This is a genomic window from Sphingobacterium composti (assembly GCF_009829075.1).
Classification (GTDB): Bacteria; Bacteroidota; Bacteroidia; order Sphingobacteriales; family Sphingobacteriaceae; genus Sphingobacterium; species Sphingobacterium composti.
Genome location: NZ_WUQZ01000008.1, coordinates 88,225 through 114,068, shown reverse-complemented (window position 1 = coordinate 114,068; position 25,844 = coordinate 88,225). Strand labels below are relative to the sequence as shown.

The window sequence follows — 25,844 nt, the reverse complement described above, 5'->3', positions numbered from 1 at the left end:
AACATTTATGACAACAGAATCAAAAGAGACCAAAGGAATTTGGAAAGTAATCGGTGCTTCCTCGCTTGGGACGCTCATTGAGTGGTATGACTTTTTTATCTTTGGTAGTTTATCTATCGTAATTTCTACTAAATTTTTTCCTGCTGACAATCCTACAGCAGCCTTTTTGTCCACCTTAGCCACTTTTGCAGCGGGCTTCGTAGTGCGACCATTTGGCGCATTATTCTTCGGAAGATTGGGCGATGTTATCGGAAGGAAATATACATTTATGGCTACGCTTTTATTAATGGGTGGAGCTACTTTTCTTATTGGCTGTATTCCTAGTTATGAAACGATAGGTTTTTGGGCACCTTTACTCGTTCTCATCTTACGCTTGTTACAAGGATTAGCATTGGGAGGTGAGTATGGCGGCGCGGCGACGTACGTTGCAGAGCATAGTCCCAAAGGTCAACGTGGCTATTGGACTTCTTGGATTCAAACAACAGCTACTTTTGGACTTTTTGTATCCCTTATTGTCATCCTTATCACGCGCACTCTTATGAGCGAAGAGCAGTTTGATGACTGGGGATGGCGTGTACCATTTTTGCTATCTATAGCAATGGTGTATGTGTCTTACTTGATTCGTAAAAACATGGACGAATCGCCAGAATTCAAAAAAGTAAAAGCGGAAGGAAAAACTTCTAAAAACCCACTTAAAGAAAGTTTTGGAAATAAATACAACCTAAAATTTGTATTGTTGGCATTATTTGGTGCAGCCATGGGACAAGGTGTGGTCTGGTACACTGGACAATTTTACTCCATGAGTTTTATGAAAACTGTCATGCATTTGCATACCGACCAAGCAGACATGATATTGGGAATTGCACTCTTGTGTGGAACTCCATTTTTTATCTTTTTTGGTTGGTTATCGGACAAAGTAGGTCGCAAATGGGTGATGCTAACAGGGATGGCATTAGCATTATTGACATACCGCCCTATCTATGAACAAATGTATCAATTAACAAATACAGAAAAGAAAACTGAGCTCGTAGATAAAAAAGAAGTAAAAGAGGAAATGATTGAAAAAGATGATAAAATAGTCTCGCAAATCATTACCCAACGTGTGTACGACGACGGAACGATTACAAAAGAAATCATTACCAATCAACCTGAAAGTGAAGTAAAAAAAGACTTACATGGACATCCAATAGTCCAACAAAAAACTTCTGTTCATCTTTCTGGAATGAATTATGTCTTTCTGGTTCTATTAATTTTTATACAAATCATTTACATAACACTAGTTTACGGCCCTATAGCGGCATTTCTAGTCGAAATATTCCCAGTTAATATTCGTTATACATCGATGTCATTGCCATATCATATCGGAAATGGTGTATTTGGAGGATTACTTCCTGCTGTATCGACTTATTTAGCAACTAATGCACAAAGCTTGCATGACCCCGAATATTATTTAGCTGGACTTTGGTATCCGATAATCATTTCGGCTGTCTGCTTTATCATAGGCGCATTGTATATTAACAAAAGTATTTACGCTAAAAATCAATAGAAATGGAATTCATAAAGAAAATATTGGGGATTGTATGGTTAATCTTAGCTGCAATAGCTGCATACTTCTGTATAGTGCAGTTTGGTTTTCCAAAATTTCAGACAGGACATCAAGAAGACTTAGTTTTTGGGATTATCATCGTATTCATTTTGACACCAATTATATCAATTGGACTTGGTGTTTTCGGTTATTTTGCCTTGACAGGCGAATTCGATGAAAGCAAAATGTAATTTTTCCAACTGAACATCAACACGATAGGAAGATTAGCGTGATTTACTTTTGAAAATCTCAAAATTTTCCTACTTTTGTGGTGGGTAAGTCCTTTACGACCAGCTCCCTTTGACTCCCCCAGGATGGGAACATAGCAAGGGTATTAGGTTGAGCGGTGCGATAAAGGGAGCTTGCCCACTTTTTGTTTCTATACTTTTCTAACAAACCTAAATCCTTTATCACTTTTAGCCTTTTAGTTTTACTTTTAGCATATCTTTTCGTTTATTTGTAGTTCGAACAAACACGATTATATGAGTTGGTTTAAAAGAAGTACGGCAGGGATTAGAACTGCAACAGCAAACAAAAAAGAGGCTCCTGATGGGATGTGGGACAAATGTCCAAATTGTAAAAAACCTCTTCTGAACTTAGAACAAATTGAGAATAAATACGTGTGTCAGTATTGTGATTACCACATTCGTATTGGTTCTGCAGCATATTTCTCTATTTTATTTGACGACAATCAGTTTACAGAATTATTCCCTAATTTGACCGCTGGTGACCCTTTGAATTTCGTTGACAGCAAACCTTATCACGAGCGCTTAGTAGAAAGCCAAAAGAAAACAGGCCTTAAAGATGCCTTACGCTCTGGACATGGTAAATTGAATGGTCAGGACATCGTAATCGCATGTATGGACTTCAACTTTATTGGTGGTTCGATGGGTTCGGTAGTAGGTGAGAAAATTGCGCGTTCTATTGATTATTGTTTGGAACATAAATTACCATTTATGTTGATTTCAAAATCAGGTGGTGCACGTATGATGGAAGCAGCATTCTCCTTGATGCAAATGGCTAAAACTTCAGCTAAACTAGCTTTATTGAGCCAAGCAAAATTACCTTACATCTGTTTGTTGACTGACCCTACTACCGGAGGTGTGACAGCTTCTTACGCGATGTTGGGAGATATCAATATCGCAGAACCAGGTGCTTTGATTGGTTTTGCAGGACCTCGTGTCATTAAAGAAACTATTAAGAAAGACCTTCCTAAAGGTTTCCAAACTTCAGAATTCGTTTTAGAGCACGGTTTCTTAGATTTTATCGTAGACAGAAGACAACTGAAAGAAAAAGTTTCAACTTTCTTGAAGTTGGTAAAATAAAACATACAAAAGGTCATTCACAAAGAATGACCTTTGTTGTTTATAAAGTTAATTAAGAATATATGTTAATGCCCTCATGCCGGGCTGGCAGTAACTTTTTCCCTCAAAAAGTTACCAAAAACTCGTCGCTGAAAAATTTTGAACTTAGCTACACCATACTTGCATCTTTCAAAATTTTGTAAGGCGACTACTTTCGCTAAACAAAGTTCAATACTAACACCAAACTAATCCTTAATTTATCTTACATAACTAACATAAAGTTATAGCAAATTTAATTCTTTTAACATTCGTTCTGGATTATTCAAAAAGAACTTTGTCAACCGATATTGGTCGGTATCTTCATAGACTACTTTTTGAATACCCTTTTCATCCAATTGCCAAATTTCAGCTCCGGGATATGCCAACAAGATTGGCGAGTGTGTAGCAATGATAAATTGTGATTTCTGTGCTAACAATTCCTTAAATCGTACCATCATATTCATCTGTCTCGACAAAGAAAGTGCAGACTCCGGTTCGTCCAAAATATATAAGCCATTCCCACTGAATCTATTGTGTAATAATGCCATAAAGCTTTCGCCGTGTGAACAATCATGGAGAGAATGTCCATATGCTCTTTCCAAAACGAAATGGGTCTCCTTCATAGAGACGTTTTACCTCACTAGCAACATTATAAAAACTTTCTGCTCGCAGAAAGTAACCATCCTTATTACGCCATGCTGTCCGAGTAATTTTTAAATCTTCAAATAATACCGAATGCGAACTCATTGTCTCGAAATTAAAATTTCGACTTCCGCCTTCTGGATTAAAACCAGCTTTAATGGCTATAGCTTCTACTAAAGTCGACTTTCCCATTCCATTCTCGCCCACTATAAATGTTATCGGGTTCGTGAATTCCAATTCTTTCAGATTACGAAGTGCTTTGATGTTATAAGGATAAGCCTTTCGTTCCTTTTTAGGCTTTAGGTTTCTTATTTTATAAATACAAATCATCACTTGCAGGCTGGTATATTTAAATATAACAACAAAATATTAATCATCTATAAATAATTCTAAAAAGCCCATTAATAAAAAATGTGAAATCCAACTTAATGAATCCCACATTTCCTTTTGCACAATTAATATATTGTGTAGTATTTATAAAATCCCTAATCCTTCCAACACAGGGATAGGCTTTTTATCATCATCAAGCGCTACTAGCGTAAACATTCCTTGAATTGCTAGTTCTCTTCCTTCTTCATACATATGTTCTAAGTAGATTTCTACTTTAACTTTTACGCTTGTACGCCCTACACTATCCACTCTTGCTATGGCTTCGATAATACTACCAGAAGGAATAGCTTTTTCAAAATTAATCTTGTCAGAAGATACAGTGACTAGGCGCTTACGACAAAAACGTGTGGCCGCCATAAAAGCTACCTCATCCATGATTGCCATAGCCTTTCCACCAAATAATGTGTCATGATGATTTGTCAAAAATGGGAATACTGTTGTACACACCCTAGTTTCTGCCTGATCTATTCGCTCTTGTAAAGTCATTTTTTTCTAATTATCTGCACAAAAGTACAACTTCTAAACGTTTTGAACGTCTACACCTATACCTTTAAGCAAAAGCGAGGCATTGAAAATCGTACATTTTCCATTCTTTAATTTATAATCAAATAACATTTCCCCATCTTTCACTTGAATATCGAAATGGAAATTTTGTAGTCGTCCAGGATATTCAACCTCCAAATTCGCTAATTGCAAATCATGTGTTGCCAACATTCCTTTTCCATTAATGCCTAAGATTTTACGTATGATAGCTTTAGATCCCAAGTATTTATCAACAGAATTCGTACCTCGCAACATTTCATCTATCAACACAAATGTATCTGGATCTGTAGCTAATTTGTCTAGAATGAATTTCATACGATCCAGCTCAGCTTTAAATGTCGAAGTGCTCTCATTCAAGCTATCCTTGATGCGCATATAACTCACTAAATTATAAATTGGCAATTCAAACTTCGATGCACAAGTTACAGCACCGGCGTAAGCCAAAACAGCATTAATACCTATAGTACGCAGGAAAGTACTTTTGCCCGCCATATTTGAACCTGTAATCAAAGCTAATTGATGGTCTGCAGCATCATAATTATTAGCTACTGCACTACTTTTATTGATTAAAGGATGATTAATATCGACGGCTAAGATTCTATCCTGCTGCGTACTATTCAAAATATCGGGCGTAACCCAATTAGGCTGATTACTTTTTAACGTAGCTAGACTTACCAAAGCTTCGAATTCAGCAATTATATCAAAAGCCCTCAGGACATTGACTTCATAGTTCTTTTTCCAATCTACTATTGCCAATACTTGTTTAAAATCCCACAACAATAGCATATTCAAAATAGAACCTATCAAAATATTATTGCGTGCATCCAATTTATCTACCAAACTCCCCAAATGTTTAAAAGCTGAAGATAATTGCTCTTGTTTATCAGTTTTTAATTCGGCTTGCAACATCTGGTTTAAGACCGAAGAAAATTGCTCTTCCTCCACCATCTTGACAGCATCTGCATACGCAATCAAGGTCACCCCAATTTTATCTATCTTGCTGGAGAAATAAGATACCTTCACAGACAGAGCCATTGACCAGATCAAATGCACAATAGCCAATAGCAACATATAATTCCAAACCGGAGTCAAAAACAAAGAAATAATAACGCCAATAACGAACAGAAAAGGCGCCATCTTAACATACAAACGCATAAAAGAAGATCCAAAATTGAGTGAACCATCTTCCATATACCTTGTCAAAAATGTTTTGATATTTACTTTTTGTCCAAGATTAAACAATAATTTAGTTTGTAGTAACTGAGTCCATTCACGTTTAGAAGCTAATTCTGCACTCGCATGCTGTCTTTCTAAAATTGTTTGTTTGGAACCAGCCGACAAAAACCAAGAGGCTAACAATGAGGCACCGTCTTTAGTGGCCGCTCGATTGATGAAAGAAAACAATGACTTTTCACCAAAAATATCTAAATCAGAAGTGTAAGCATGTCGAGGTTCGTCGTATTCTAAACCATTCGAATAGATATTTTCTGAGTGTTTTTCTATATGGAGCTCATTCTCATTAACTCGCAGAAATGCTTGTTTTTCATCTCGAAGCTTTTCCAGCTTGCTTTGACGAAGAACCAAATATGCAAAGCCCAATACAATTGCAAAAACAGCGATAAGCAATATCCAAATATTATTCATTTGGAATATTTGAAATAATGCTATAGCGCCTATAAGTATGAGCGCCAAACGCATTAAACTATTTTTATTGATACTTTTTTCAAGAACTACAAGTTCTTGTTTAGTTTGGTGTATATTTTGTTCGTAGAATGCCTTCATTAGGCCTAAAGATAGGTAAAAGCTCCTGAAGAATTGGAATGTTTATAGAAATTACCAAGCTTTATCACCTACCAATGGAACAAATCGAAATGTATCTAATTCGATTCGCTCGAAATCATTCTCACCTACACGCAGAATTGTAACCATCTTTTGGGAATTCTCATCCCCCACCGGAATAACTAACAATCCTCCTAAACGTAATTGTTTCAACATAATTTCAGGTACGAATGGCGCTCCGGCAGTCACAATTATTTTGTCATAAGGTGCATGCTCAGCAATACCTTTAGATCCATCTCCTAAAAAAAAGTTTGGTTTGTAACCCATATAAGGTAAAACTTGAATAGTACGATTATATAAATTTTCTTGACGCTCTATAGTATATACTTCTGCACCAAGCTCCATCAAAATACATGTTTGATATCCAGATCCAGTACCTATTTCAAGCACTTTATCACCCTTTTTCACATGCAAAAGTTCGGATTGATAGGCGACTGTATAGGGTTGCGAAATAGTCTGTCCATCACCTATCGGGAAGGCAATATCCTTATACGCTTGATTCCAAAATGTTTCATCAAAAAAGTAATGACGAGGTACTTTACCGATAGCTTCAAGTACACGTTTGTCTTGTATACCTCTACTTTCTAGATGCTTTACCAACTTGTTTCTTGCGCCCTTCTCTCTGTAATTATCTATGAATTTATATGCCATCGTTCGTCAAAAATACCATTGTTTATGCATATTATTAAAGAATAAATACAATTAATTCGGGGCCAATAGGTTTAGATTTTTGTTTCATATTTTAGGGTTTATTAATTTAAATAGGTAATTTCATAAATTTATAAAATCTTATCATTATGCGCTATTATTTGTTATTGATTTTGTTCCTTTTTTTAAGTTGTGATTTCCACGGAAGTACGCCAAAACGCAGTGAAGAATTCAAAAATGAAATCGAAAAAATACTAGCCAAACAAGATTTAAAAGGAACAGTTTTGGTTTTCGATGCTAAAAATAAAACCTATTATTCCAACAACTTTGAGCTAGCAGAAAAAGGTTATTTACCTGCGAGTACGTTCAAGATTGTAAATTCAATTATTGCTTTAGAAACAAATGTGCTCAAAGATGAAAATGATTCCCTAAAATGGGATGGACAGAAACGTGCTTTTGAATCTTGGCAAAAAGATATGACCGTACGGGAAGCGTTTCAAGCCTCATGTCTCCCTTGTTATCAAGAAGTCGCGAGGCGTATAGGTGTAAAACGAATGAAATCATATTTGAACAAATTGCACCTCAATAATATGGATGTAAACGAAAGTACAATTGACAATTTTTGGATAGAAGGCAAATCAAGAATTACACCAGTCGAACAAATTGATTTTCTACAACGTTTTTATACTAAAAAATTACCAATTTTGAATTCGACTTACGATAAAATGCTTCGTGTTTTTGAAAAAGAACGTACATCTGAATATATTTATTTTGGTAAAACTGGATGGTCTCAAGATAATAATCATAACAACGGTTGGTTTGTTGGCATGATAGACAAAAAACCAAACGTTTATTATTTTGCCCTAAATGTAGAACCAAACGATCAAAAAAATACTAGTAAATTTGCAGCAGGACGTGAATTAGCGACTCGCGAGATATTGAAATTATTCCAAATACTCTAAAAAATATACCTACCCTATGAAAAAACAAATTATCTTTTTACTTACTACATTACTTTTTACACTTAGTCTATCAGCACAAGAAAAAGCGCTTAAAATATTAGCCATTGGAAATAGCTTTTCGGAGGACGGTATTGAAAACTATCTTTATGATTTAGCAAAAGCGGATGGAAAACAAATCATCATCGGCAATATGTACATCGGAGGAGCTTCAGTAGAACTTCACGTAAAAAATTCCCGTGAAGACAAAGCCGCTTATTCCTATCGCAAAGTCGGATTGGATGGCAAAAAGGTGACAACCAAAGATGTCAGCATCTCGCAAGCTATCGCAGACGAAAATTGGGATTATATAAGTTTGCAACAAGCTAGTCCTTTTTCAGGGCAATATGATGTCATTATGAAGGAATTACCAGAATTGATTAGCTATGTAAAAACTAAGAAAAAACCACAGACAAAACTTATCTATCATCAAACTTGGGCATATCAACACGATTCTAATCATAAGGGTTTTGCTAACTACAACAATAACCAAGCGGAAATGTATAAAGCAATAGCAGATGCAACAAAGAAAATCTCTAAGATGAAAGATTTTGCGATGGTAATTCCTGCCGGTACAGCTATACAAAATGCACGTACATCATCACAAGGAGATACATACACACGTGACGGCTATCATTTAGAATTAACATTCGGTAGGTTCACCGCAGCCTGCGCATGGTTCGAGAAATTATTCAAAAAGGATGTCCGTAAAAATAGTTACAAACCCGAAAAAGTAACTGACAAACAAGCGCAAATTGCTAAACAAGCTGCATACAAAGCCATCAAGAAACCTTTCAAAATATCAAAAGTGAAATTATAACAGAAGAGCGAGTTAAAACTCGCTATTGTTGTTTAATATGGATCCACATCAATCACAGTCCGAACACCTGCATTGTGTTTATCTAATTCAAAATGTAGTAAAGCTGTACGGATAAGTTCTTTTACCTTATTGATGCTGATATTAGTACGTTCTATTTTGAGTGTGATGGTTTGTATATAATGATTACGGACACGAGAGACCAAAGGAGGTTCTGGCCCTAAGATTCGGTTTCCTAAAGAGGCACGTAATAGATTCGCTAATTTCTGCGCTGAATCTAATGTTTGCTGTTGGTCAGGATGCTTGACATCAATTTTGATAATACGATAGAAAGGTGGATAAGCAAAGTTCTTACGCTCGGTTACTTCCTGCATAAACATCCCATTATAATCGTGATTCACGACCTGCTCAATAACACGATGATTTGGTGTATAAGTTTGGATAATTACTTTTCCTTGGTCTTGGCGACGTCCTGCACGACCTGCTACTTGTGAGAACAACGAAAAAGCTCTTTCGTATGCACGAAACTCTGGAAAATTGATAATCGTATCGGCATTCAATATTCCAATCAAACTTACCCGACCAAAATCTAATCCCTTAGCTACCATCTGTGTACCAATTAGCACATCGTATTCATGGTCATCAAAAGCCGAAATTATACGGTCAAAACCGTATTTTCCTTTTGTCGAATCCAAATCCAACCGCCCAATACGCAAGTCTGGCATTAGAATTTCTAATTCCTCTTCTACTCTTTCGGTACCGAAGCCTTTACTTTCCATATGCGGCAATCCACAGGCAGGACAGACATTAACGGTATTTTCCGAATGTCCACAATAGTGACAGTGCAATAGGTCAGAAGTTTTGTGATAAGTCATGCTGACATCACAATTCACACATTTGGCAACATAACCGCAGGTACTACATTGCACAAATGGGGTGTGACCGCGACGATTTTGGAATAAGATAACCTGTTCTTTCTTCGCTACAGCTTCCTCAATTCCTTTCAGCAATGTCGTACTGAAATATGAATGCATTTCATCCTTACGTGTTGCTTCGGGGATATTCACGATTTCAATTTCTGGCAATTGTGCTTCGCCAAAACGTTGCAATAATTCGACTAGACCGTATTTGTTGGCCTTAGCATTATAATAACTTTCCACCGATGGAGTAGCAGAGCCCAGCAATACTTTGGCATGATGCAAATGCGCTAAGTAAATAGCCGTATCACGCGCATGATAACGCGGAGCTGGGTCATATTGCTTGTACGAATTTTCATGTTCTTCGTCTACAATAATTAACCCCAAATCTCTAAATGGCAAAAACACCGAAGAACGAGCACCAATAACGACTTTAAACTCATTTTTGATGACTTTATGCCATACTTCTGCTCTTTCGTTATCATTAAATTTGGAGTGATATACTCCCAAATCATTACCAAAATGCAATTTCAGTCTCTCTGTTATTTGTGTAGTTAAGGCAATTTCAGGCAATAAATACAAGGCATTTTTGCCCGAAGCCAATGCTTCTTCTATCATCCGAATATAAATTTGCGTCTTACCAGAAGCTGTAACGCCATGCAATAAAACCACATCCTTTTTTTCGAATTGAGTTTTAATGGATTCAAAAGCCTTTTGCTGTGTCTCACTAAAAGTGAAATCTTTTGTCAACAAGACATCCATTCCTTGGAAACGGCTAACGACCTTTTCTTTGACTTCAAATACTCCTTTATCTATCAAAGAGGTAATCGCTCCCGTACCGCAAGCTGTAGCTTCCATCAAATCCTGACGGGTAATATCTTCCTGCGTTTTGGATAATTGCATGAATCCCAAAACTGCATCTTGTTGCTTAGGCGCTCTATTCAAACTATCTAGCAAGATTCGTTTACCTTCTGCATCACTATATACCGAAGCTAATCGTAAGAAAGATTTGGTTTTTGGCTTATAACGTTCTTTGATTTCTTCCGAAATTTGAATAAAGTTCTGCTCGAACAGAGATTTCAACAAGGGGAAAACAGATTTCTGTCCCAATACCTTAGATACGTCAGCGACAGACAATTCACCTGCGACATCCAAGGCATCTAGAATTAAAAAGGCCTTATCTGATAGTTCCGATCTATCGATATTTTCGTTATTAACAGCAATTATTTTGGTTTCGGAAGCCATTTTCAAAGCTGCTGGTAAAGCTGCCTGCATGACTTCACCCAAATGACACATATAATAATCAGCTATCCAATCCCACAATTTTAATTGGCCTTCATCCACGATAGCATAATCATCGACCACATCCAAAATATATTTGGCTTCATATTTCTCAGGTGGATCAGTTGTAATATGTTTCACAATCGCCGAATAGACCTTATTTCGTCCAAATTGCACAATGACACGCACACCAATCCCAATCTTCTCATTGAGCTCATAAGGAACACGATACGTATACGTTTTGGCGATAGCCAATGGCAAGATGACCTCTACAAAATAAGTTTGACGTTCTGCAAATAAATCTGGACTCGACATATGCACAAATGTAACGAAAAAGCCCCTGATAGCATTTATCAGGGGCTTAATATTTTAGTTCATTTCTTATGCTCTATTTTTCAATGCTGCCACAAATAACCCTATCCATCCTACGATAAAACATAGACCGCCTAATGGAGTAATCGGTCCTAAAATAGAAACTTTTACAATTCCCAACAATTCGCGCACGCTAAGAAGGTACAATGAACCTGAAAAAAGTAATATTCCTATTGTAAAAAATATAAATGAAATACGAATTGACTGACTTTTAGCACGTGAAAAAGTCGATAAAAACAATAAGGCAAGTGTATGGTAGAAATGATATTGATTAGCAGTCTTCCATGTATCGATGTGATATTCACTAATCTTACCTTCCAACCCATGCGCGCCAAAAGCACCTAAAATCACAGCTATAACTCCAAAAAATGAGGCTGTTAGAATGATTTGTTTGTTCATCAAATGTGATTCAAAAAAATTATCAGATAATAACAGTCATAAATGTAGTAAAAAATATGTAGGATTCTACGACAGAAAATAATGTTTTTAACGTATTCGTTTCATTTCGCAAACTGAAATAATTAGGTTTGTAATATGAGGAATACGATTATCGTAACAGTGCTTTTATTTATTGGAGTGATTGCAGCTTCTATCTATTACTTTAGTGACATCAATAAAGAACAACACAATTCACTAAAACCATTAAAATATCTACCAGATAATACATTTTTGATTGCTTCAATCAAAAATGATGAAGTAACCGATAATATTTTCAAAGATTTTGACTTGTTTGATGCCCTTTTAGGAATGAAAGAAGTTCAACTGATTAAGAAATATAAAACTCAGATCTTGCGTCATGAAGCGTTTTATGATTTTATAGAAAATCAAGATGTTTTTATTTCTTTACACCCTGATGCTGATTCTGTCAATCTGTTATTTACTGTTCCGACGTCTTCCGCTATTGATGAAAGTGACCTGAATATTTTATTGAATGAGTATAGCAAATCGTATAAAATTTCATCGACAGATACCTTAGGGCAAAAAATCACTTCTTTTAGTTTTGGCAGTCCCGACACAACTTTGTATACAACATATTACGAGCAAGTTATTTTTGCTTCGTATTCAAAGAACACCCTTATTTCAGTTTTAGACAAAAGCAAACCAAAACTTTCGGAGGATCAAATCGATTATTTCATATCCAACAATTCTAGAAACACACCATTAAGTGTATATTTCTCACATCAACAGTATACTAATATCATCAAGCATTTTCAACAGAAGGAAAGAGGATTTTTTTCGGATCAATTTGCTGGATTAGATGGACAATCAGCTTGGAACATCAATTTCAAACAAGATGCATTGATGCTTACAGGTGAAAGTGAAATAGATAAATCCTCCGGCAACTACCTTGCATTATTCCGTAATCAATCCAAAAAAACACAAAGGCTGTACAATTATTTTCCGTCAAACACAGCTGTATTTATGGAATATTCTCTTAGCAATTATGCAAAGTTTGAAGCTGACCTAAAAGGATATTTTGAAGCTCGTGAAGAAACCAAAAAATTACAATCAACTTTCGAATCTTTTGCTGACAGTAGTTCTTCTTTGAGCAAACTTACATCTACTCTTGGACATAGCTTTGCTTTAGTTGAGCAAACGAACCAGGCCCATATCGCTTATGTAGGCTTAAATGACACTACAGCTTGGAAAGGAATTGCTAATCGTATTTTAGAAGACGAAAATGACGGAATTTATCGGTTTAGAAGTTCAAATATTTTTTATACACTCTATGGTGAACCTTTCAAAAATATGTCAAGACCATATGTCGCACGTATTGATGATGTACTTGTGCTTTCTAATTCTAGTAATGAGTTAAGAAATTATTTAAACAATTATCGTCGCAAAGATTTGCTAACCGGCACATTAGGTTTCAAAAATTTTGAAAAACTTCAAGGAAATGAAGCCAATGTCACCCTTTTTATACATAATAAGAATGCTTTCTCTAAAATACTGAATTCTTTGCCTCGACATTATCAGAAAAATTTGAGAAATAAAGAAAATTATGGTTATCAAGATTTTTATTCATGGTCAGTTCAGTTATCAGGAAATAATGGCAATTTTTCTTCGCAAATTTATGCTTTATACAAAAGCAAAAGTGCTTTAGGTAGTACTCCGGAGTGGACTTACCAATTTAATGACAGAGCAATCACAGCACCCCATGTTTTTGAGCAGTCCGACAGCAGTCAAATGATTTTGGTTCAAGAATTAGATCATACACTTCATGCAATTCATCCTTCGGGAAATAAATTATGGTCTGCCGTAATCTCAGGCCGCATCGTCGGTGAAATAAAACAAATGGCTGATCGCACCATTGTTTTTGTTACTGATCGAAACCGCTTATATCGCATAGATACTTCTGGGAAGACATTAAAAGGATTTTCGGCAGGTATACCAGAGGAACCCATTGCAGAACCGCTGATTTCAAAATGGAATGGTAAAGATTTGTTTTTGATTACCGCAAAAAATTCAATTTATGCATATGATTCAGAAGGAAATAGTGTGTCTGATTGGAAAAACACTAATATTGATGGGACAATCTTAGGAGCTGTAAGACAAGTTGGTTCCAAATATGTAATTGGTACTACTTTTGGCCGTGTATATTTTTTAAATAATGATGGATCATTGCTCAAAGAAATTGATATTCCGGGCGATGTAGAATTCAAAACACCAATAGGATTCGTAGATGTCGGCAATAATTCATACGAAATCTTAGCTTTTGATAACAAATCAACTTTGTATCGAATTAACACGGATAAAATATTATCTGAAATAAAAATTGAACAAGATGTAGATAAATATTTTGGCGCATTTGAAAACATCAGCGGATCTTCTGCTCCGGAATTTATATTAATTGATCAAAATAAACTAGGTGTCTTCGAAACGAGTTCATATAAACCGTTGTTTGAATTTCATTTTACCAAAAATATAGATGATAGACCACAGTTTTTCAAAATCCCAAATGCAAATCAATATACAATTGGCGTAGCTTCCAAAGCAACAAATCTCTTATATCTCTTCGGAGAAAATGGTTCAGTGGTAGATGGATTCCCTGTCGAAGGCCAACCCTTGTTCTATTACGGCAAGATTAATTATAATAGTGACACGTATCTATTATGCATGCGTAGAGATAAGAAATTGTATGCTTTCAAGCATCAAAAATAATTTTACGTAGAGACGAATTATTTGTACGTTTGTATTCTTAATTAAGATATGTTACAAGGAGAAGAAAATTTACAATTACTGACCAAACCTAGCCGAATCACAATCACAACGCATCATAAACCTGATGGCGATGCATTAGGTTCTTCATTAGGCCTTTACCATTGGTTGAAAAAGAATAACCATGATGTTTCTGTTGTTGTATCATCCGATTTCCCTTCATTTTTGGATTGGATGCCAGGACGTCAAGATGTAATATCTTATCCCGAAAAACCTGAACTTGCGAAAGAATTAATTGAAAATGCAGAAATCATATTCTGCCTTGATTATAGTGCCTTATCACGTACAAATATCTTAGCGCCGATTATTTCGGATGCAAAAGGACAAAAATGGATGATTGATCATCATTTGGATCCTGAAGACTTCGCGCAATTGACCTATTGGGATTCTAACGCTGCTGCTACAGCCCAGCTAATCTACACATTCATTGCCGATGTGTTCCAAGCTCGCGAGCAAGTAGATGCCGATATTGCGACGTGCTTGTATGCGGGCATCATGACTGACACGGGATCATTCCGATTCAGATCTACCACCCCAGCAGTACACCATATCATAGCAAGTTTGATTGATGCTGGAGCACGCAACTGGGAAATTCATGAACACATTTATAATAGCTCCACTGAACGTAGACTAAAGTTTTTGGGCTACTGTTTATTAAATTGTTTAGAAGTAATTCCCGAGTACAATACAGCACTTTTCGCGATTTCAAAAGAGGATTTAGCACAATTTGAAATCACCACTGGAGATACAGAAGGTTTGGTGAATTATGCATTGTCAATCAAAGGAATTCGACTTGCAGCACTAATAGTTGACAGAACCGAATTAATTAAACTATCTTTGCGTTCGATTGGTGAAATCCCTTGTAATGAGATATGTAAAAAATATTTTAATGGGGGTGGACATTTAAATGCTTCTGGGGGTAGCTCTTCAGAAGACTTATCATCCGTTGTCAATAAATTTAAATCAATTTTACCTGAATATTTAGAAATTTTAACAAAGTAAATAAGTATTAATCAATAAAATGAAAAAATCAATTTTTGTATTAGCTGCTGCAGTAGGTTTATTCGCTACTTCATGCCAGAATTTTAAAAAAGGAGACGGTGGTCTTGAGTATAAAATCGTGAAAGACGAAGCTGCAGTTAAAGCTGCAGATGGCGACCACTTATTCGTGGATATGGTTGTTAAATCTGATAGAAATGACTCTCTAATTCAAAGTACATATGATCTAGGATTACCTCAATATGTAAATGTAGTTCCCGATACAATCCCTGGTAATTATAAAGGTAGTTATTCTTCTATGTTCAAATATTTAGGTGAAGGTGATAGCGCCGTATTTCGTTTGAATTTGGATACTATGGCTGCAAAATCAGGTCAACCAAAATTACCTTTTGCTGATAAGTATTTAACTTTCACTATTAAAGTTAGAAAGCATTTCAAAAAAGCTGAATTGCCTGATTCAATCGCTCACGTAGAATTAGAAAAATACTACAAAGAATTAATCGCTAATTTAGAGAAAGCGGAAGCTGGTAAAATCGAAAAATACGTTAAAGACAATAAATTAGAGCCTAAGAAAACAGCTTCTGATTTACAATATGTTATCACAGAAGAAGGTAAAGGAGCAAAACCTGTTATTGGTGATACTGTAAGAGTGAACTACGTAGGTAAATTAACACACGGAAAAGTATTTGATACTTCATTGAAAGAGGTTGGAGAAAAAGCAGGTTTAGCTTCTAACCCAATGAAAACTTTCGAACCTATTAAATTTGCTTTAGGTGTAGATCCTGTTATTCCTGCATGGACTGAAGCACTTCAATTGTTGAATAAAGGTAGTAAAGCGACATTAATCATTCCGTCGAAATCTGCTTACGGTTCAAATGGTCAGCCACAAGCTCAAATTCCTCCATATGCTCCTCTTGTTTTTGAAATTGAGTTAGTGGATGTAATCAAAGGCACAGCGCCAAAAGCTGATTCAACAGCAACTCCAGTTCCTGTTAACTAATGAAATTATAAATAATATATCGAGGGATATATTATCATTATAAAAATAAAAACACGATTTTTTTAGCAAAATCGTGTTTTTTGTTTTTAAAACGGTTTCTATTTTAGCAATTTATTACTTTTACATCTTTATAAAGCCATGACAACACCACAGCATATTCTTACGGATACCCATACGCATATTTATTATCACATTGGTTCAGACAAAATGCAGGAACAAATCGATAGATGTAACACTAATAACATTCAACGTCTATTCCTTCCTAATGTGGATACAGAATCAATTGTGCAGGTGATGCAAACAGTAGAAGCTTACCCAAATATCTGTTTTCCGATGCTTGGTTTGCATCCTTGCAGTGTAAAAGAAAATTACAAAGAGGAACTTTCAACAATAGAAAAGGCTATCGACAATCACAAGATATATGCTATCGGAGAAATTGGAATTGATTTGTATTGGGACAAAAGTACCTTAGCTTGGCAACAGGATGCTTTTCGTACACAGATAAATTGGGCTAAATCATTAGGTTTACCAATTGACATCCATTGTCGCGAAGCATTTGATGAAATATTTGAAGTTTTGGAGGACATGAATGATAATAAGTTATTTGGCATTTTTCACTGCTTCACAGGCACATTGGAGCAAGCTAAACGTGCTATCAATCTTGGTTTCAAGCTAGGAATAGGTGGTGTAGTGACATTCAAAAAAGCGGGTTTAGATCTTGTCGTAAAAGATATTGAATTACAACATATTGTTTTAGAAACCGATGCACCTTATCTAGCTCCATCACCATTCCGAGGAAAAGAAAACGAAAGTTCGTACCTAATTCATGTAGCCCAAAAAGTAGCAGACTTACACGAAATAAGTATTAACGAGGTGGCTGAAATCACTACCCAAAACTCTAAAGAAATTTTTGGCATTTAGCTATGAATATATTCATTATATACACTGGAGGTACTATAGGCATGGTTCAGGATGAATCAGGTACATTTGTTCCTTTCGATTTTGAATTGATCAAAAATAATCTTCCTGATTTGAGTCGCCTAGATTATAAGTTGACCGTACATTCCTTTCATCCAATTATTGATTCGTCCAATATGACGCCTGAGATATGGATTGAAATGGCCAATATCATCCGAGATAATTACGACAATTATGATGGGTTTGTGATATTGCATGGCTCGGATACCATGGCTTTTTCAGCTTCTATCCTTAGTTTCCTATTAGAAGGACTGCAAAAACCTGTCATCTTCTCAGGTTCTCAATTACCTATTGGTGAAATTAGAACAGATGCACGTGAAAATATGATGACAGCACTTGAAATTGCAAGTGCAAAACACAATGGAAAATCTATTGTGCAAGAGGTTTGTATTCTTTTTGACAATAAGCTATTCCGAGGAAATCGTTCTTTCAAATATAATTCTGCAAAATTCGAAGCTTTCCGCTCCCCAAACTATCCTGTTTTGGTAGAAGCTGGTATACATTTGAAATACAATTTTGATGCGTTGATGAATAATTCGGAAAAAGAATTTATTTGTCATAATCAGGTAGACAACCAAGTTGCAGTACTCAAACTTTTTCCAGGGATTAGCGCATCTACAATCAAATCTATTTTGGATGCTAATGTGCGTTCTATCGTGATGGAAACATTTGGTTCGGGAAATACAACAACCGAAAAATGGTTTCTGGATTTGCTGAGTGATGCTATTAAACAAGGAAAAAATATTCTGAACATTTCGCAATGTAGCGTAGGATCTGTTGAACTGGGTCGTTATGAAACTAGCCAAGGTCTGAAAGCAATTGGTGTATTAAATGGATACGACATGACTTTTGAAGCTGCGGTGACCAAACTTATGTACTTACAAGGAGAATTAGCTGATCAAGATGCTGTTGCTTATTGGGTAGAAAAAGATATTCGAGGTGAGTTAACTATAAATGATTAAACAATCACAACTATATGTGGTTGTTTAATCATTTATCGCACATCAAAATATTTATTTAGAAAAAATACATTAACTCGTAATTGCTAAATATTATAATGTTTAAAAACTAACTTCATTTTCACCATCCCAATCTTCATTCTTTGTGATTTGGAACAACACATTTTGGGTAGATTCTGGTAATAATTCCCCTCTAAAAACCAATTGTATATTATTTTTTATTGTGCTAGTCAGTTCAAAAGTTCGTAATACCGTTGACGACTCTCCTAATACCACAACATTATAATAAACAGGCTTTGATTCTATAATTAACCCCATAAACTGATTAAAAACGATTTGTTTATTCGATTGAAAATCTTCTTCTACATTTATTATTGTTTGATCTAGAATTGGATTTATGATTCCACTTGAAAATGGACTATAAAAATATGGTTCATGCACTTGATTGATACTGATAGATTTGACTGTTGAAAGATCAAAATCCGTAAATTCGATCTTTACCTGACTATACAAACGTTGCAAAACAATATTTATAGACATACTTCCTGTAACTTCAAAAGAACCTGAATAACCATATATTTCAGCATCCTTGTTGGAAAAATTATTGGAAATATAGATATCACCAGCTTTGGATATAGTAGTAGGAAAGATCAATTCTTCATCAGAACTGTTAAGCACAAAGAAAATATCATATTCGCCAACAGGTAATTCTAACTCAACATCCAAACTGCTAATATCCTCTGTAATTCCTTGATAACTTTTACCATTGGTCTTATGAAAAATAAAATAATGAAATTTATTGACAGTGAATGTCGCTGTAGAAGTCGATGAAATACCCACTAAGTGCAAATTATCAATTCTAATTGTTCCTGTAGACTCATTATAGGCACTACCATTGCCTCGATCTCCTGCTTTAGGCGTGATTTTTAACCACAATTCCTCTCCTGCGAGTTCTAAATCATCCAAATTAAATGTAAATGAATTTTTAGCATTTGCAGTAATATTACCGAATTGATTTAGGAGAGAAATTTCTTTGTAGGAATCCCCTTCATCGAAGCTATAATGCAATTCAAAATCTTTAGGACCTGCTGCTGATCCTGTCCTATCGAACCCTAATCGACTTAATGCATAAACATCCTTAATAGGTAATTTTATAAGGATTTGCTTCGCCCCCACAAAATTTGTTGCCCTACCAGCGGCATAACCTTCAAACACAAATCCAGCTCCAAAACCAATCGCCTTCCCATCATTATAAGTAATCGTGGGATTAGCGGTTTTAGAATATTTTATATCTGGAACTCATGTTTCATTATTGAAACTCCAGAAATAAACATATCCCTCGCTATAATTAGCGGGAATTTGTGTAGAAGCACTTATTCTTTGCTTGACAGAAGCTGATTTCAAAAAGCTCGTAGAGCTCTTGAAATTTGTAAATGTAAAATTTACGGGATAGACTAATTCATTCTCCTCATCGACGTAAGAATCCTTTTTACATGAAATAGCTAAAATAATGATGAATACAAATGAAAGTCTATAGCAAAATAGAGATAGACTTTTCATAAAATTGTTATTTAAATTAATTTGTACTCATAGTTAGTTATCAATACTAATTTAGCTAAATTAATTTTAAATAACAAAAATTAATTTTATAGAATCTTATTTTCAAACCGTTGATTTACACGTACTTTTATGCTTTCGCCTTTCTTACCGTATATTTTATAATTTACCACCTCATTATTCTTCCAAGTGATATCCACAGTTTTGTTGCCACGTAAACGAAGCCCCCTTACTTCACCATTTGCCCAACTTGTAGGTAAAGCTGGTAAAAGATGTATAAAACCTTCATGACTTTGAACTAGCATCTCTGCTATTCCTGCCGACCCTCCAAAATTACCATCAATCTGAAATGGTGGATGCGCACAGAATAAATTAGGATACGTGCCAGCTGAAACTTTGCCTTGTTCATCAATAGCCGGTTTTAGCAATTGGCGTAAAATCTCTAAAGAATGATCGCCATCGTGTAATCTTGCCCAAAATAATATTTTCCATGCTCTGGACCAACCTGTACCTCCATCACCACGCACTTCTAATGTTTTTTTTGCAGCTGAAGCCCATTCAGTTGTTGTGATCGGGGAGATAAAAGACGCTGGATACAACCCATACAAATGCGAAACATGACGATGTGTTGGCTCGATTTCATCGTAATCTTCCAACCATTCCATCACACGACCATCTCTACTCACCGTTACAGCTGGAGGAAGAAACTTCAAATCATTTTTCAATTGCGCTGCAAAATGATCTTTGCTTTTTAATATAGAATCTGCAGAAATCACAGAAAGATATAGTTCGCGTACAATTTGGTTGTCAATCGTTGGTCCCATCACCACAGAAGCTCTTTTACCATTTGGTAATCGAAACCCATTTTCGGGTGAAACTGAAGGAGAAGTAACCCAATATTTTGTTTTCGGGTCACTAACCATTGAACTTTTATAGAATTCAGCCGCCCCCTTTAGAATCGGATAAACTTCTCTTAAATATTCTTCGTCTTGTGTAAACAAATAATGTTCCCACAAGTGATTACATAACCAACCAGAAGCTGTACTCGCTCCCCACGAAGCATGTTCCCCAGGTGCAGTATATCCCCATATATTCGTCATCATATAGACAACCCAGCCAGGAACATTGTAGTATGCTTTAGCTGTTTTCTCTCCTTCTTTTGCTACTTTTTTTATCAGATTAATAAAAGGCTTATGATATTCGGATAGATTGCTAACCTCTACCCCCCAGTGATTCATCTGCGCATTCACATTCAGATGATAATCACCGTTCCAAGGTGTTTGGATTTCATGAGCCCATAGACCTTGTAAATTTGGAGGAAGAGCCTTGTCAGAGTTTCGCGCTGTACTTGCAATAGTCAAATAACGTCCAAATTGGTAATATAAAACAGCTAAGCCATTGTCTTGCGTAGGGTCTTTGTAAAAATTACCTAAACGCACATCTGTTGAAATATTATCCTTAGGTTGCTCATCATCAATCGATAATTTAACACGATCAAATACTTCTTTATATCTGCGTATGTGATTGGTTTTTATTTTAGCATAATCCAATTTATTAGCTAATGAAGTATTTACCATATCAGTAGGATTATGTTCATAATAATCTGTTGAAGCAGCATAATACACAACAATTTCATCTGCATCTTTCACGATGATTTGATTGTCATAATTTGTCAACTTCCCTCCCTTATTAACAACTAAGAATTTAGTGGCATAACGTAAGCCTTCTCCTCCTTTTCCATCTGTTAAATTTCCTTCGACAAGTATAGTATTTCCCTTTACGAGATGTGACTTCACATTTTCATCGCGATAAAAATGCATTGCAATACTTAATGCTTTCTTCTTGTTGGCAGAAAACCTCATAGCGCCTATATTTTGGTCTTGTGAGACAAAATATTCTCTCGAGAAACTAGTATCATTAGCCAAATAATGAGTGCTTGCAATACCAGTATTCAAATCTAAATTCCTTTTGTAGGATGATACTTTATAGTTGTTGAGAAAATGAATGTTTAGATACCCCAAATTTTGAAAACATCCGTATGGAACTTTTGCTCCATTTCCATGTCCTGAGCCAGCACCTACACAAACATAATTCGCATTGACCAACTTCTCTGCCTCGTCATTTTTCCCTTCTATTAACAATTCTTGAATAGTACTTACTTCCTTATAAGCATTGTAATTATTCGCATCTTGATAGCTACCTGACCACATCGAAATTTCATTCAATACAATATTTTCTTCTTGAATGCCTCCATTAGGCATCATCCCAATCCACCCATTACCTAATGGTAATGTTTCCTCCCAGATTTGTGCAGGTTTATCGTACCACATTTTAAGTTCTTGGGCATGAATTACAATAGAACACAAGCTAATAAATAGAAGTACTAGAATATTTTTCATAGATGATTATAACTTACTTATAGATGTTCAATTCCCCAAACGTAAACCCTGTCATATCTTTGGCAACAAACTTCAAATATTTACTTGATACTTGTTTATCAAACTCAACAATTTGTTCAATTGGGTTTGATAAAATGTTTGAAAACTCACCTTCTTTGATTGTAGTCCAATTAATTTGGTCTTCACTGGCTTGAATCTCATACTTTAACACAAATCCGTCTTTCACCCCATCTTGCCTTGGCAAATAGCCAAATGCTGAAATAGGTTCATTGAGTTTAATTTCAAACCCATTTCCTTTAATCGTGGATACAGATCCTGATTGAGATAATGACAAAGAAGTATTAATTGCAGTATAAGATGATTTAATGAAATGCTTACTTGATGATACATTTTCATCAAATTCGAAAGCCTCATCGTACTCTTTAAACAGCGCAAAGTCACTTAAAGTAGGCACCACAGGAGAATATAATTTCACTTTAAGCTTCGTCGCTTTGGTAGGCTGCTCAAGTTTAATTAATCTATTAGCCCCTATACTTGTTGCAGAAGCTAATTTCACCCACTTACCGCCATTCCAAGTATCAACCACTACAGAATCTAGACGCTGTCCCAATTTTATATTTTCTCGAATACGGATAAGGTCGAATTCCTTTTCGCCATCCAGTGTAATTTCAATTTCTGGGCTTAGAATATTATCCTTTGGTGCATAATAACTATATCTATCATCGTCAAAAATATTCTTTAATGTAAATTCCGCACTTTTACCACGTAAATGCTTAGAAGTCGCTTTAGCCCCCTTTGCTAAGTTATCAGCAAATGTTCTTTCAATTTTTTTTCCAAAATATTTCAATGATTTCACATCATTAGGATGCAAAATACCCTCAGGCATTGGCGCCAGACCTAAATTCATATTTGCACCACGGCCTACAGATTTCAAATAAATTTCAAATAGCTGGTTTGGAGTTTTAACCTTGCTGTCTTGATTTTTATGGTAGAACCATCCTGGTCTTTGGGGCACATCACATTCTGCAGGAATCCAATATTTACCATTTCTAGTGCCTGTAGGTAAATTTGAAGCATCTGTGCTCGCCCCAGGCATAGGCTTCACTCCTTCAAAAGCCCCCTTAGGAGTAATCGTAGCCCAAGATGTTTCAGCCGCAAATCCATGCTCATTTCCTACCCAACGCATGTCTGGTCCAACATCCGAAAAAATAGAAGCCATTGGTTGCAAACGTCTGATAATAGGCCAAGTTTTCTCTTCCCATTCATAATATGTAGCTGAATTGATTGTTCGTTTTTCATACTTACCACCATAATAGCCATCACCACCATTCGCACCATCATGCCAAGAGGTAAATAGCTGACCGTAATTTGTCATTAGTTCAGTCAATTGCTCTCTATAAGCATCTGTATAAGCTGGTGTACCATATCGCAAATCATTTCGATCCCAAGCAGAAAGATAAGTACCGAAAGCCATACCATTTTTGTGCGAAGCCTCCATAAACTCTTTCACCATATCCCCCTTCCCATTTTTCCAAGGAGAACTTGCTATACTGTACGTTGTAGTTCTCGTTGGCCACAAACAAAATCCATCGTGATGTTTGGCTACGCTAATTAATCCCTTAAATCCAGCTGATGCCGCTGCTTGAGCAATTTGGTTAGCATCAAAATTTGAAGGGTTGAATATCTTAGGATCAGCATCCCCCAATCCCCATTCTTTGTCCTGAAATGTCGTTGGGGTATAATGAATTAAACAATAAGTCTCCATTTCATGCCATTTAAGTTGACGTTCTGAAGGTAATACACCGTAAGGTTTGGGAGCTTCCTGCGCATGCAATTGCAACATGAACAAGCCATTAGCTAAAAGAAAGGAAATTGTTTTCATGGTTTATAAAGATTTATGCCAACTTTACGAGAATAGCATTTTAATACTTCACTAAAATACATTTATCTGCCAAAATATTGATACACTAATTTATCTCTAAACTAAACTATCTTACCCTCTCTAACATGGATTAAAATTTATGTGTGGTAAAATAATTATAAAAGCTTGCCATAGCTAAATTTATTATAACCTAAAAGAAATAATAAAATCGATTAAAAATATTGAAAAAATCTCGACTATTTTGATAGATATTCAAACAACAAATACTTAACTTTACCGCAGTTATGAATAAAGATCAATCCAGAATAATACGTGAGCAAGTACCACGTTCCGCTACGCGAGAGCATTCTGCGCCCTTATATTTAACTTCTAGTTTTATTTTTGAAAGTGCAGAGCAAGGCCGAGCGATTTTCGCCGAAGAAGAAGAAGGTATGGTATATTCTAGATATGCCAATCCAAATACTACAGAATTTATAAATCGTGTATGTACTTTAGAAAGTGCTGAAGCTGGATTGGCATTCTCATCGGGTATGGCCGCTGTGTTTGCTTCTTTCGCAGCATTTATCGAATCAGGAGATCACATCGTTTCTAGTCGAGCTATTTTTGGATCAACCCATCAATTATTAACACAACAATTCCCAAAGTGGGGCGTGACATTCACTTATGTGAATTCTGCGAATCTTGAAGAATGGGAAAAAGCGATTCAACCTAATACCAAAATTGTATTTCTAGAATCACCTTCTAATCCAGGATTGGAACTATACGATTTAGAAAAATTAGGTGAATTGAAAAAGAAATATCCTCATGTAATCTTCTCTATAGACAACTGCTTTGCGACTCCTTATTTACAAAAGCCTTTAAAATATGGTTTTGATTTATCAATCCATTCCGCTACGAAATACATGGATGGTCAAGGACGAGTATTAGGAGGAATAATAGTTGGTTCGAAAGAACTGATCAACAAATTAATGTTCTTCATCCGTCATACAGGACCTTCGATGTCTCCTTTCAACGCTTGGGTGCTATCCAAAAGTTTAGAAACTCTAGGTTTACGAATGGATAGACATTGTTGCAATGCATTGGCTTTGGCACAAACTTTAGAACAGCATGAAGAAATAGCCGATGTAAAATATCCTTTCTTGCCTTCACATCCGCAATATGAATTGGCAAAAAAACAAATGAAAGCTGGCGGTGGAATTGTTACTTTCGAAGTAAAAGGAGGTAAAGATCGCGCTTTTAGATTTATTGATGAATTAGCAATGATCCGTTATACTTCTAATCTAGGAGATTCGCGAACAATTGCTACACACCCAGCAACTACAACACACGCTAAACTAACTGAAGATGAAAGAAATAATTTAGGAATTAGATCTGGAACAATTCGTTTGTCGGTAGGTCTAGAAGATCAAGAAGATATTATTAATGATATTCTGCAAGCATTAGAAAAAACTAAATAGCACATAAAAACTCCGATTT

Annotated in this window: 22 protein-coding genes and 1 other RNA gene; 12 read left to right on the top strand and 11 right to left on the bottom strand. The window is 35.7% G+C overall.

Annotated elements, in window-relative coordinates; genetic code table 11:
- The first annotated feature begins 7 nt into the window (after positions 1-7).
- The 4 genes from GOQ17_RS07745 (at position 8) to accD (ending at position 2,910) form a co-directional block, all read left to right on the top strand.
- Positions 8-1,546: an MFS transporter gene (locus GOQ17_RS07745; protein ID WP_159636733.1), complete on the top strand. Its 1,539-nt coding sequence runs from the start codon at positions 8-10 to the stop codon at positions 1,544-1,546.
- A gap of 2 nt (positions 1,547-1,548) precedes the next feature.
- Positions 1,549-1,776, top strand: a complete 228-nt coding sequence (locus GOQ17_RS07740) for a DUF6814 family protein (RefSeq protein WP_159636732.1) — start codon at positions 1,549-1,551, stop codon at positions 1,774-1,776.
- Positions 1,777-1,858: 82 nt separating this feature from the next.
- An RNA gene (ffs, locus tag GOQ17_RS07735) (signal recognition particle sRNA small type) lies at positions 1,859-1,956 on the top strand.
- A 111-nt stretch (positions 1,957-2,067) separates the two neighbouring features.
- On the top strand, positions 2,068-2,910 hold the full coding sequence (gene accD / locus GOQ17_RS07730; RefSeq protein ID WP_159636731.1) for an acetyl-CoA carboxylase, carboxyltransferase subunit beta: 843 nt from the start codon (positions 2,068-2,070) through the stop codon (positions 2,908-2,910).
- A 260-nt stretch (positions 2,911-3,170) separates the two neighbouring features.
- Here accD and GOQ17_RS16380 read toward each other — a convergent pair whose 3' ends face one another.
- The 5 genes from GOQ17_RS16380 to GOQ17_RS07710 all read right to left on the bottom strand — a co-directional run bounded on the left by GOQ17_RS16380 (position 3,171) and on the right by GOQ17_RS07710 (position 6,993).
- Complete coding sequence (locus GOQ17_RS16380; RefSeq protein ID WP_236537096.1) at positions 3,171-3,476, bottom strand: AAA family ATPase; 306 nt, start codon at positions 3,474-3,476, stop codon at positions 3,171-3,173.
- Positions 3,477-3,498: 22 nt separating this feature from the next.
- Positions 3,499-3,900, bottom strand: a complete 402-nt coding sequence (locus GOQ17_RS16375; protein WP_236537095.1) for an AAA family ATPase — start codon at positions 3,898-3,900, stop codon at positions 3,499-3,501.
- Positions 3,901-4,044: 144 nt separating this feature from the next.
- The gene (locus tag GOQ17_RS07720) at positions 4,045-4,446 is read right to left on the bottom strand and encodes an acyl-CoA thioesterase (RefSeq protein WP_159636729.1); all 402 of its coding nucleotides are present in this window, start codon (positions 4,444-4,446) and stop codon (positions 4,045-4,047) included.
- Positions 4,447-4,479: 33 nt separating this feature from the next.
- Entirely contained in the window at positions 4,480-6,285 is a 1,806-nt protein-coding gene (locus GOQ17_RS07715; protein ID WP_159636728.1) for a MutS-related protein, read from the bottom strand.
- A gap of 51 nt (positions 6,286-6,336) precedes the next feature.
- Positions 6,337-6,993 (bottom strand): protein-L-isoaspartate(D-aspartate) O-methyltransferase, encoded by a 657-nt coding sequence (locus tag GOQ17_RS07710; RefSeq protein WP_159636727.1) that lies wholly within the window; start codon positions 6,991-6,993, stop codon positions 6,337-6,339.
- A gap of 146 nt (positions 6,994-7,139) precedes the next feature.
- Between GOQ17_RS07710 and blaOXA the strand changes: the two genes are divergently transcribed.
- Entirely contained in the window at positions 7,140-7,952 is an 813-nt protein-coding gene (gene blaOXA, locus GOQ17_RS07705; protein ID WP_159636726.1) for a class D beta-lactamase, read from the top strand.
- 16 nt (positions 7,953-7,968) lie between these two features.
- Positions 7,969-8,808 (top strand): DUF4886 domain-containing protein, encoded by an 840-nt coding sequence (locus tag GOQ17_RS07700; protein ID WP_159636724.1) that lies wholly within the window; start codon positions 7,969-7,971, stop codon positions 8,806-8,808.
- 32 nt (positions 8,809-8,840) lie between these two features.
- Here the strand turns inward: GOQ17_RS07700 and priA are convergent, their stop codons facing one another.
- Both priA and GOQ17_RS07690 read right to left on the bottom strand, forming a co-directional pair.
- Positions 8,841-11,318, bottom strand: coding sequence for a replication restart helicase PriA (gene priA, locus GOQ17_RS07695; RefSeq protein WP_159636723.1), 2,478 nt, complete (start codon positions 11,316-11,318; stop codon positions 8,841-8,843).
- Positions 11,319-11,384: 66 nt separating this feature from the next.
- A complete protein-coding gene (locus tag GOQ17_RS07690; RefSeq protein ID WP_159636721.1) occupies positions 11,385-11,774 on the bottom strand; it encodes a DUF423 domain-containing protein in 390 nt (129 codons plus the stop codon).
- A 135-nt stretch (positions 11,775-11,909) separates the two neighbouring features.
- Here GOQ17_RS07690 and GOQ17_RS07685 point away from each other — a divergent pair, with 135 nt between their 5' ends.
- From GOQ17_RS07685 to GOQ17_RS07665, 5 genes are all read left to right on the top strand, one after another.
- Positions 11,910-14,537: a PQQ-binding-like beta-propeller repeat protein gene (locus GOQ17_RS07685; RefSeq protein ID WP_159636720.1), complete on the top strand. Its 2,628-nt coding sequence runs from the start codon at positions 11,910-11,912 to the stop codon at positions 14,535-14,537.
- Positions 14,538-14,585: 48 nt separating this feature from the next.
- Positions 14,586-15,596 carry a DHH family phosphoesterase gene (locus GOQ17_RS07680; protein ID WP_159636719.1) on the top strand — a complete coding sequence of 337 codons (1,011 nt, stop codon included), beginning with the start codon at positions 14,586-14,588 and terminating at the stop codon, positions 15,594-15,596.
- A gap of 19 nt (positions 15,597-15,615) precedes the next feature.
- Positions 15,616-16,593: an FKBP-type peptidyl-prolyl cis-trans isomerase gene (locus tag GOQ17_RS07675; RefSeq protein WP_159636718.1), complete on the top strand. Its 978-nt coding sequence runs from the start codon at positions 15,616-15,618 to the stop codon at positions 16,591-16,593.
- 138 nt (positions 16,594-16,731) lie between these two features.
- Positions 16,732-17,514 carry a TatD family hydrolase gene (locus GOQ17_RS07670; protein WP_159636717.1) on the top strand — a complete coding sequence of 261 codons (783 nt, stop codon included), beginning with the start codon at positions 16,732-16,734 and terminating at the stop codon, positions 17,512-17,514.
- Positions 17,515-17,516: 2 nt separating this feature from the next.
- Positions 17,517-18,533 carry an asparaginase gene (locus GOQ17_RS07665; protein WP_159636716.1) on the top strand — a complete coding sequence of 339 codons (1,017 nt, stop codon included), beginning with the start codon at positions 17,517-17,519 and terminating at the stop codon, positions 18,531-18,533.
- 99 nt (positions 18,534-18,632) lie between these two features.
- Here the strand turns inward: GOQ17_RS07665 and GOQ17_RS07660 are convergent, their stop codons facing one another.
- The 4 genes from GOQ17_RS07660 to GOQ17_RS07645 all read right to left on the bottom strand — a co-directional run bounded on the left by GOQ17_RS07660 (position 18,633) and on the right by GOQ17_RS07645 (position 24,368).
- A complete protein-coding gene (locus GOQ17_RS07660; protein ID WP_159636715.1) occupies positions 18,633-19,745 on the bottom strand; it encodes a FimB/Mfa2 family fimbrial subunit in 1,113 nt (370 codons plus the stop codon).
- 84 nt (positions 19,746-19,829) lie between these two features.
- Complete coding sequence (locus GOQ17_RS07655; protein WP_159636713.1) at positions 19,830-20,090, bottom strand: hypothetical protein; 261 nt, start codon at positions 20,088-20,090, stop codon at positions 19,830-19,832.
- Positions 20,091-20,176: 86 nt separating this feature from the next.
- Entirely contained in the window at positions 20,177-22,486 is a 2,310-nt protein-coding gene (locus GOQ17_RS07650) for a glycoside hydrolase family 95 protein (RefSeq protein ID WP_159636712.1), read from the bottom strand.
- 13 nt (positions 22,487-22,499) lie between these two features.
- On the bottom strand, positions 22,500-24,368 hold the full coding sequence (locus GOQ17_RS07645; protein ID WP_159636711.1) for an alpha-L-fucosidase: 1,869 nt from the start codon (positions 24,366-24,368) through the stop codon (positions 22,500-22,502).
- 284 nt (positions 24,369-24,652) lie between these two features.
- Between GOQ17_RS07645 and GOQ17_RS07640 the strand changes: the two genes are divergently transcribed.
- The gene (locus tag GOQ17_RS07640) at positions 24,653-25,825 is read left to right on the top strand and encodes a trans-sulfuration enzyme family protein (protein ID WP_159636710.1); all 1,173 of its coding nucleotides are present in this window, start codon (positions 24,653-24,655) and stop codon (positions 25,823-25,825) included.
- The last annotated feature ends 19 nt before the right edge of the window (positions 25,826-25,844 follow it).